Origin of the sequence: Mycobacterium sp. NAZ190054 (assembly GCF_001545925.1) — a bacterium.
In the GTDB taxonomy this organism is placed as follows: Bacteria; Actinomycetota; Actinomycetes; order Mycobacteriales; family Mycobacteriaceae; genus Mycobacterium.
The window spans coordinates 1-6,580 of sequence record NZ_LMVQ01000213.1 but is presented as its reverse complement, the minus strand read 5'-3'; the positions used below and the strand labels follow the sequence as shown (position 1 = coordinate 6,580).

Here is a 6,580-nt window from a genome sequence, read left to right as displayed (position 1 = left end):
CAGCAGGATGGTCAGGGTGGGCTGCAGCCGGAACGAGAGCAGCGTGGTGCCCAGCAGGGTGGTCAGCATGGACAGCAGCGACCACGCGTAGACGGTCAGCACGGCGACGGCCAGCGCGCCCGCGCGGGTGGAGGAGCGGGCGTGGATCACCAGCCACACGGTGCCGAGCAGGCACAGCGCGCCCAGCAGCGTGAACCTCAGCATCGGGAAGGACAGCTCGGCGCCGTCCATAGGCAGATAGTGCTGCGCGGTGCCGGTTTCGGCGGGTGTGCCGCGGGCCGCTGCCAGAAGGTAGGGGCCCCACCCGATCAGCGCGATCAGACCGGAGATCACCGCGATGACCAGCAGCCGCAGCAGCGGCTCCCAGTGCCGGCGCGCCGCGGCCAGCAGCACCGCCATCACGGTCAGCGTGAACGCCGCATAGGCCAGTAGCAGCGTGTAGAACAGCCCGGTGACGCCGAGGAAGATCCCGGTGCCGACGATCGCGGCCCAGCCGCCGTGGCGCGACCTGCCGCGCAGGCCCGACCACGCCAGCACGAACACCGGCGGCAGCAGCACGGCGACGATGGCGGCGTACGGCTCGGCGGGGGAGTAGGCCAGTGCCGCCGCGGCGGTCGCGGTCGAGACCACCAGCGCGTACTCGAACCGGACCATCGCGGCCCACAACACCAGCGCGAGCACGATCGCGACGGTGATCGAGATGATCGACCAGGGTTTGAACATCTCCCAGGCCGGGGTGCCGGTCAGCGCCGCCAGCCGGCCACCGAGCCAGAACCACCCGGGCGGGTAGAACGGCGGCAACCCGATGTAGGTCATGTCGTTCAGCGCGGTCTGGTCGGCGAACCGGGTCAGGTACTCGGTGCGGAACTGCTGGTCGACGGAGATGCCGAACAGGTAGAGCCGGGTGGCGCCCAGCGGCATCGCGAGCGTCACCACCGAGAACGCGGCCAGGAACAGCAGCGCGCCGAGCCGGGCAATGGTGTGCCGGCCCCGGCGCCACAGGACGCCGGCGGCGAACAGCCCGGCCAGGCAGCCGACCTGCCCGACGGTGGTAAGCGCGTGCAGCTGGTTGGACGAGTTGTAGGCGGGCCACTCGACGCGCGCGATCGCGAACAGGCTGACCGTCGCGACCGCGGCGGCGACCACGGTCGCGACGAGCATCTGGCCGGCCGTGCGCAGCGGCACGGCCAGGGTGGCACCGGCCTCCGTTTCCCGGGTCGCTCCGCTTCTGCCCACCGGATTCAGATGGGCAGCTTGCGGAAGATACGGCGCGGGATGTGGCGCAGCACCATCATCACGTAGCGGAACGCGCCGGGCGCCCAGATCAGGTCTTTGCCCTTGTTCGACGCGGTGACGGCCAGCTCGGCGACGTCTTCCTTGTCGACCGTGAACGGGGCCTCCTTGGCGCCGGTGGCCTTCCAGTGCTCGATCGTCGTCGTGGTACGCACCTGGCCGGGACGGATCACCAGCACGTGAACCCCGAACTCACTCAACGCTTCTCCGAGGCCGAGGTAGAAGCCGTCGAGCCCGGCCTTGGTGGAGCCGTAGACGAAGTTGGAGCGGCGGACCCGCTCGCCGGCGGCCGAACTCATCGCGATGATGCGGCCCGAACCCTGGGCCCGCATCTTCTGCCCGAGCAGCACGCCCACCGAAACCGCTGCGGTGTAGTTGATCCCGGCGATCTGCACGGCCTTGCGCTGGTTCTGCCAGAGCTCCTCGGCGTCGCCGAGGAGGCCGAACGCGACCACCGCGACGTCGATGTCCCCGTCGCGCCACGCCGCCTCGATGACCTCAGGGTGCTTCTCGGTGTCCAGCGCGTCGAAGTCGATCCAGTCGACGGACTTGGCGCCCGCAGCGCGCATCTGCTCGATGGCGGCGTCCTTGCGCGGGTGGCCGGGCAGATCCGCCAGCACGATACGGGCGCGGGCGTTGCGCAGGTACCGTTCACCGATCGCCAGGGCGATCTCCGAGGTGCCGCCCAGAAGCAGGATCGCCTGCGGGTTGCCGGTCGCGTCGAAAACCATCTAGAGAAGCTCCAGTCGTCGGGCCATGTCGGAGGCGAACACACCGTCGGGATCCACCTTGCGGCGCAGGGCGATCCACTCGTCGATGCGGGGATACATGGCGTGGAAGGTCTCGGCGGTGGTGCGGGAGTCCTTGGCGGTGTACAGCCGGCCGCCGAACTCGAGTACCCGCCGGTCGAGCCCGTTGAGGAACTCGTTGAGGCCTGTGGTGATCGGGAAGTCGACGCACACGTTCCAGCCGGGAATCGGAAAGCTCAGCGGCGCTTGGTTTCCCGGCCCGAAAAGCTTGAACACATTCAGGAACGAGTGGAACCCGGAACGCTGGATGTCGACGAGGATGGCTTTGAACTCCTCGACGGCATCCGTGGGCACCACGAACTGGTACTGCGCGAAACCCGAGGACCCGTACGCCCGGTTCCACTCCCCGAACATGTCGAGCGGGTGATAGAACTGCGTCAGGTTCTGGACCTTGCCGCGGTATGTCCCCGATTTGCGGTACCACAGCTCGCCGATCGGCATGAACGTGTATTTGTTGGCCAGACCGTTGGGGAACACGTCGGGCAGCGTGAGCAGTTGCGGCGCATCGAATTTCAGCGGATTCTTCTGCAGCTTCCTCGGCAGCTGGTCGACGGTGGCCAACGAACCGCGCGAGATCGCGGCGCGGCCGAGTTTCGGCGGCGGGCTGATCGCGTCGAACCACGCGCTGGAGTAGGTGTAGTTGGCCTCGGTGCCGTCGCTGTGAAACGCGATGGTCTCGTCGAGGCTCGCGGTGACGTCACCGTCGGCGACGAAGTACGCCGTCTCGGTGGGCGTCATCTCGATGGTGGCGCGCAGGATGATGCCGGTCAGCCCGTTGCCGCCCACGGTGGCCCAGAACAGTTCGGCCTCGGGACCGTCGGGGGTCACGGTGCGGACCGCCCCGTCGGCGGTCAGCAGGTCCATCGAGCGCACGTGGTTACCGAAGCTGCCGGCGCTGTGGTGGTTCTTGCCGTGGATGTCGCAGGCGATGGCACCGCCGACGGTGACCTGACGGGTGCCGGGCAGCACGGGAACCCACAGCCCGAGCGGCAGTGCGGCCCGCATCAGTTGGTCGAGATTGACGCCGCCGTCCACGACGACGAGGTGGCTGTCGGCGTCCATCGAGTGGATGCGGTTCAGCGCGTTCATGTCGATGACCAGGCCGCCGCCGTTCTGGGCGTTGTCGCCGTACGAGCGGCCCAGCCCACGGGCGAGAATGCCCCTGCCGGGGTCTTCGGCGGCCTGTACGACGGCTTTGACGATCACCTCGGGATCCGGCGTCGACAGCACCTCGGCCACCGACGGGGCGGTGCGGCCCCAGCCGGTCAACCGCTTGGCGGTGGTCGGAAACTCCGTGCTCAACATCGTCACAGAGGGTACCGCGACAGCCGCGGTGGTCAGCGCAGCCGGAAAATGACCGCGCGCTGCACGACGAAGTTGATCACCGTCGCGGTGCCCTGCGCGATCACGAACGCCACCGGAACCCGCCAGGGTTTGTCGTCGAACTCCATGTAGAAGGCGTAGTTGATGCCCACCTGGACCGCATAGGTGAGGGCGTAGAGGACGCACACCGCGATGAAGCGCGCCGTGCTGGGCGGCGCCTGGAACGTCCAGCGCCGGTTGATCAGGTACGCGGTGGTGGTGCCGGCGATGAAGCTGAGCGTCTTGGCGATGTTCACGTGCAGACCGGCGGCCAGCAGCGCGACATACAGCCCGAAGTCCACGATCGCCGCCAGCCCGCCGGTCACCAGGAACCGCCAGATCTGTGTCTTCAGGCTCGGCTGCGGTGACATCGGGGGCTCGGCCACCCGCGCAGCTTACGGGTAGCGCGTGCGCTCGCCGGTCCCGCGCCGGTAACGCCCCTCTTGCGCGCCTCTTGCGCCGAAATTGCATTCCGGCCGGGCGGTTCTCGGTTTTCCGCTGGTGGAATGCAATTTCGGCCACGGGGTCGTTCAATTTCTGCCAGCTGAAATGGCGGGGCGTGGTGGCGGGTTCAACGAGTCAGATCACCACGATCGACCGCCACCACCACCGAGTCGAGACCGCGCGATTCGCTCCACGGCTTCCGACCCGACACCGGGAAGGACACCCCTCATGAAGAACCTCACCATCGCCACCGCTGTCGCCGCCGGCCTGTCCGCCGCGGTGCTCGGGTTGGCCGCTCCGGCGGTCGCCGCCCCGACCGGAGGCAACGCCGATGCCACGATCAGCCAGCTCGAAGCCCAGGGCCACCGGGTGGTGGTCAACCGGCTCTCGGATGCCCCGTTGAGCGAGGCCAGCGTGGTCGGGATCCACAAGGGCGGTGACATCCGCTCCACGGTCCGCGACTACCGCTACGACCGCACGTTCCAGAACAGCGTCACCGGGAGCGTCTACTACGTCGACGTCAAGTAGCTTCCCGGGTGACAGGGCCACCTCCAGCGGGAGGTGGCCCTGTCGCGTCGCCGGCCCCCCGCCGCGGCGGTCAGAGGCCGCTCGCTCTGAGCACCTCACACAGTGCCGACACCGCGGCTGGAAACGCGTGTTCGGCGGGGGCGGCGAAGCCGACGACCAGTCCGTCGTGCTCGGCGATCTCGGGTCCCGCCAGCGGATGTCGCATGATCGACAGTCCCGACAACGCGATACCGGCCTCTCCGGCACGGCGCATGACTTCCGGTTCGGCGCCGTCGGGCAGTGTCACCAACAGGTTGACCCCGGCGGAGAGTCCGCTGATTCCGACACCGAACGGTGCCAGTGCGGCGACAAGCACGTCGCGGCGCCGGCGGTACCTCATCCGCATCCGCCGGATGTGCCGGTCGTAGCAGCCGCGGTCGATGAAGTCGGCCAGGGTGAGCTGACTGATCGCGTCGACGTAGAACTGCTGGCCCCCCGCGGCCGCGACCACCGCGTCGACCAGGCTGTCCGGCAACACCATCCAGCCCAGTCGCAGCGCCGGGGAAAGGCTTTTGCTCGTCGAACCCAGATAGGCCACCCGGTCCGGCCTCAGCGCCTGGAGTGCGCCGACAGGCTGCCGGTCGTAGCGGAACTCGCCGTCGTAGTCGTCATCGAGGACGAATCCGTTTGTGTGCTGGGCCCATTCAACAATCCAGCTGCGCCGCGACGCGTGCAGAGGCATCCCGAGCGGACTGTGGTGGGCGGGCGTGAGCAGCACCGCGGAAACGTCGTGATCGTCGAGTTCTTCGACGACAGCGCCCTTTTCGTCGACATTGATCGGCTTTGTCGTGATGCCGGCGGCTGCGATGGCGTCACGGAAGAGGTGGAGCCCGTATCCCTCCACCGCGATCGGGCCGCCCAGCACCCGGACCAGAAGCTCGACGGCGTGCCGGACGCCCGCGCAGATCACGATGGACTCGGGGGAAGTTCGCACTCCACGCGCCCGCGCGAGGTATTCGGCCAGCGCCGAACGCAATTCGGGTCGGCCACGGGGATCGCCCATGCGCAGCGCCTCATTCGGGGCGTCGGTCAGCGCGCGGCGGGTGCTGGTGAGCCACTGACCGCGGGGGAACTCCGCGACGTCAGGTGAACCGGGCATCAGGTTGTGCGCGGGGACGACGCGGGTACCGCGGGGCCGGGCTCGCGCTACCGCGGCGGGGGTGTGGTCGACGACCCACGTCCCGGCGCCCTGGCGCGAGGCCAGCCAGCCCTCCGCGACCAGCTCGGCATAGGCGTCGGCGACGGTGTTGCGGGCCAGTCCCAGATCGGCGGCCAAGGTCCGTGAGGGCGGCAGCATCGTGCCGGGGGCCAGCCGGCCCGAGCGGGCCGCGTCCCGCAGCGCGGTGATCAGCGCGTCCTTGGTGCCGCGGGTGCCGGGGACCAGCGTCCCACGCAGATCAAGATGGAGGTCCCGGGTGCCCGGATTGGCCCACGAAGTCACGCCCGAATTGAACCATTTTCACGAGCCATTCGGAGCTAACGTCGAACACGTGACCCAGACATTGAGCACCCAGGACCGCCTCAAGATCTACAAGACATCGCCGGAACTGTACGACGCGATGATGAATCTCTCCATGGCCGCGGCCAAGGACCTCGACCCTCAACTCGGCGAGCTGATCAAGATCCGGGCGTCGCAGATCAACCGCTGCGCGTTCTGCCTCGACATGCACACCCGTGACGCCCGCAAGCACGGCGTCAGCGAGCAGAAGCTCGACCTCTTGGCCGCGTGGGCCGAAGCCGGCGATCTGTTCGACGACCGGGAACGCGCCGTGCTGGCGCTCACTGAAGCCCTCACCGAACTCGGCGATCACGGGGTCCCCGACACGGTGTACGACCAGGCGACGCAGGTGTTCTCCGACCGTGAGCTCGGACAGATCGTCGCGATGGCCGTGACGATCAACGCGTGGAACCGCATCAACGCCGTGGTGCGCTCGCCGGTCCCGCGCCGGTAACGCCCCTCTTGCGTCCTTCTTGCGCCGAAATTGCATTCCGGCCGGGCGGTTCTCGGTTTTCCGCTGGTGGAATGCAATTTCGGCCACGGGGTCGTTCAATTTCTGCCAGGTGAAATGGCCGGCCGCGGTGGCGGGTTCAACCAGTCAGATCAC

At 68.3% G+C, this 6,580-nt stretch carries 7 protein-coding genes; 2 read left to right on the top strand and 5 right to left on the bottom strand.

The genetic code is table 11. The features are described 5' to 3' along the window. From ASJ79_RS15900 to ASJ79_RS15885, 4 genes are all read right to left on the bottom strand, one after another. The coding region (locus ASJ79_RS15900) for an arabinofuranosyltransferase (RefSeq protein WP_197420235.1) at positions 1-1,161 on the bottom strand (1,161 nt) is incomplete at its 3' end. 80 nt (positions 1,162-1,241) lie between these two features. Next, the gene (locus tag ASJ79_RS15895; protein ID WP_067956833.1) at positions 1,242-2,024 is read right to left on the bottom strand and encodes a decaprenylphospho-beta-D-erythro-pentofuranosid-2-ulose 2-reductase; all 783 of its coding nucleotides are present in this window, start codon (positions 2,022-2,024) and stop codon (positions 1,242-1,244) included. Beyond that, positions 2,025-3,407: an FAD-binding oxidoreductase gene (locus ASJ79_RS15890; protein WP_067956838.1), complete on the bottom strand. Its 1,383-nt coding sequence runs from the start codon at positions 3,405-3,407 to the stop codon at positions 2,025-2,027. A 32-nt stretch (positions 3,408-3,439) separates the two neighbouring features. After that, entirely contained in the window at positions 3,440-3,835 is a 396-nt protein-coding gene (locus ASJ79_RS15885) for a GtrA family protein (protein WP_067956836.1), read from the bottom strand. A gap of 301 nt (positions 3,836-4,136) precedes the next feature. Here ASJ79_RS15885 and ASJ79_RS15880 point away from each other — a divergent pair, with 301 nt between their 5' ends. After that, a complete protein-coding gene (locus ASJ79_RS15880) occupies positions 4,137-4,436 on the top strand; it encodes a hypothetical protein (protein ID WP_067956828.1) in 300 nt (99 codons plus the stop codon). A 70-nt stretch (positions 4,437-4,506) separates the two neighbouring features. Here the strand turns inward: ASJ79_RS15880 and ASJ79_RS15875 are convergent, their stop codons facing one another. Then, positions 4,507-5,916: a PLP-dependent aminotransferase family protein gene (locus ASJ79_RS15875; RefSeq protein WP_067956825.1), complete on the bottom strand. Its 1,410-nt coding sequence runs from the start codon at positions 5,914-5,916 to the stop codon at positions 4,507-4,509. Positions 5,917-5,965: 49 nt separating this feature from the next. Between ASJ79_RS15875 and ASJ79_RS15870 the strand changes: the two genes are divergently transcribed. After that, positions 5,966-6,427, top strand: coding sequence for a carboxymuconolactone decarboxylase family protein (locus ASJ79_RS15870; RefSeq protein WP_067956822.1), 462 nt, complete (start codon positions 5,966-5,968; stop codon positions 6,425-6,427). Positions 6,428-6,580 lie beyond the last annotated feature (153 nt).

Coding starts and splice junctions, on each gene's coding strand:
- ASJ79_RS15895 (WP_067956833.1), bottom strand. CDS start 2,024: ATGGTTTTCGACGCGACCGGCAACCCGCAGGCGATCCTGCTTCTGGGC.
- ASJ79_RS15890 (WP_067956838.1), bottom strand. CDS start 3,407: ATGTTGAGCACGGAGTTTCCGACCACCGCCAAGCGGTTGACCGGCTGG.
- ASJ79_RS15885 (WP_067956836.1), bottom strand. CDS start 3,835: ATGTCACCGCAGCCGAGCCTGAAGACACAGATCTGGCGGTTCCTGGTG.
- ASJ79_RS15880 (WP_067956828.1), top strand. CDS start 4,137: ATGAAGAACCTCACCATCGCCACCGCTGTCGCCGCCGGCCTGTCCGCC.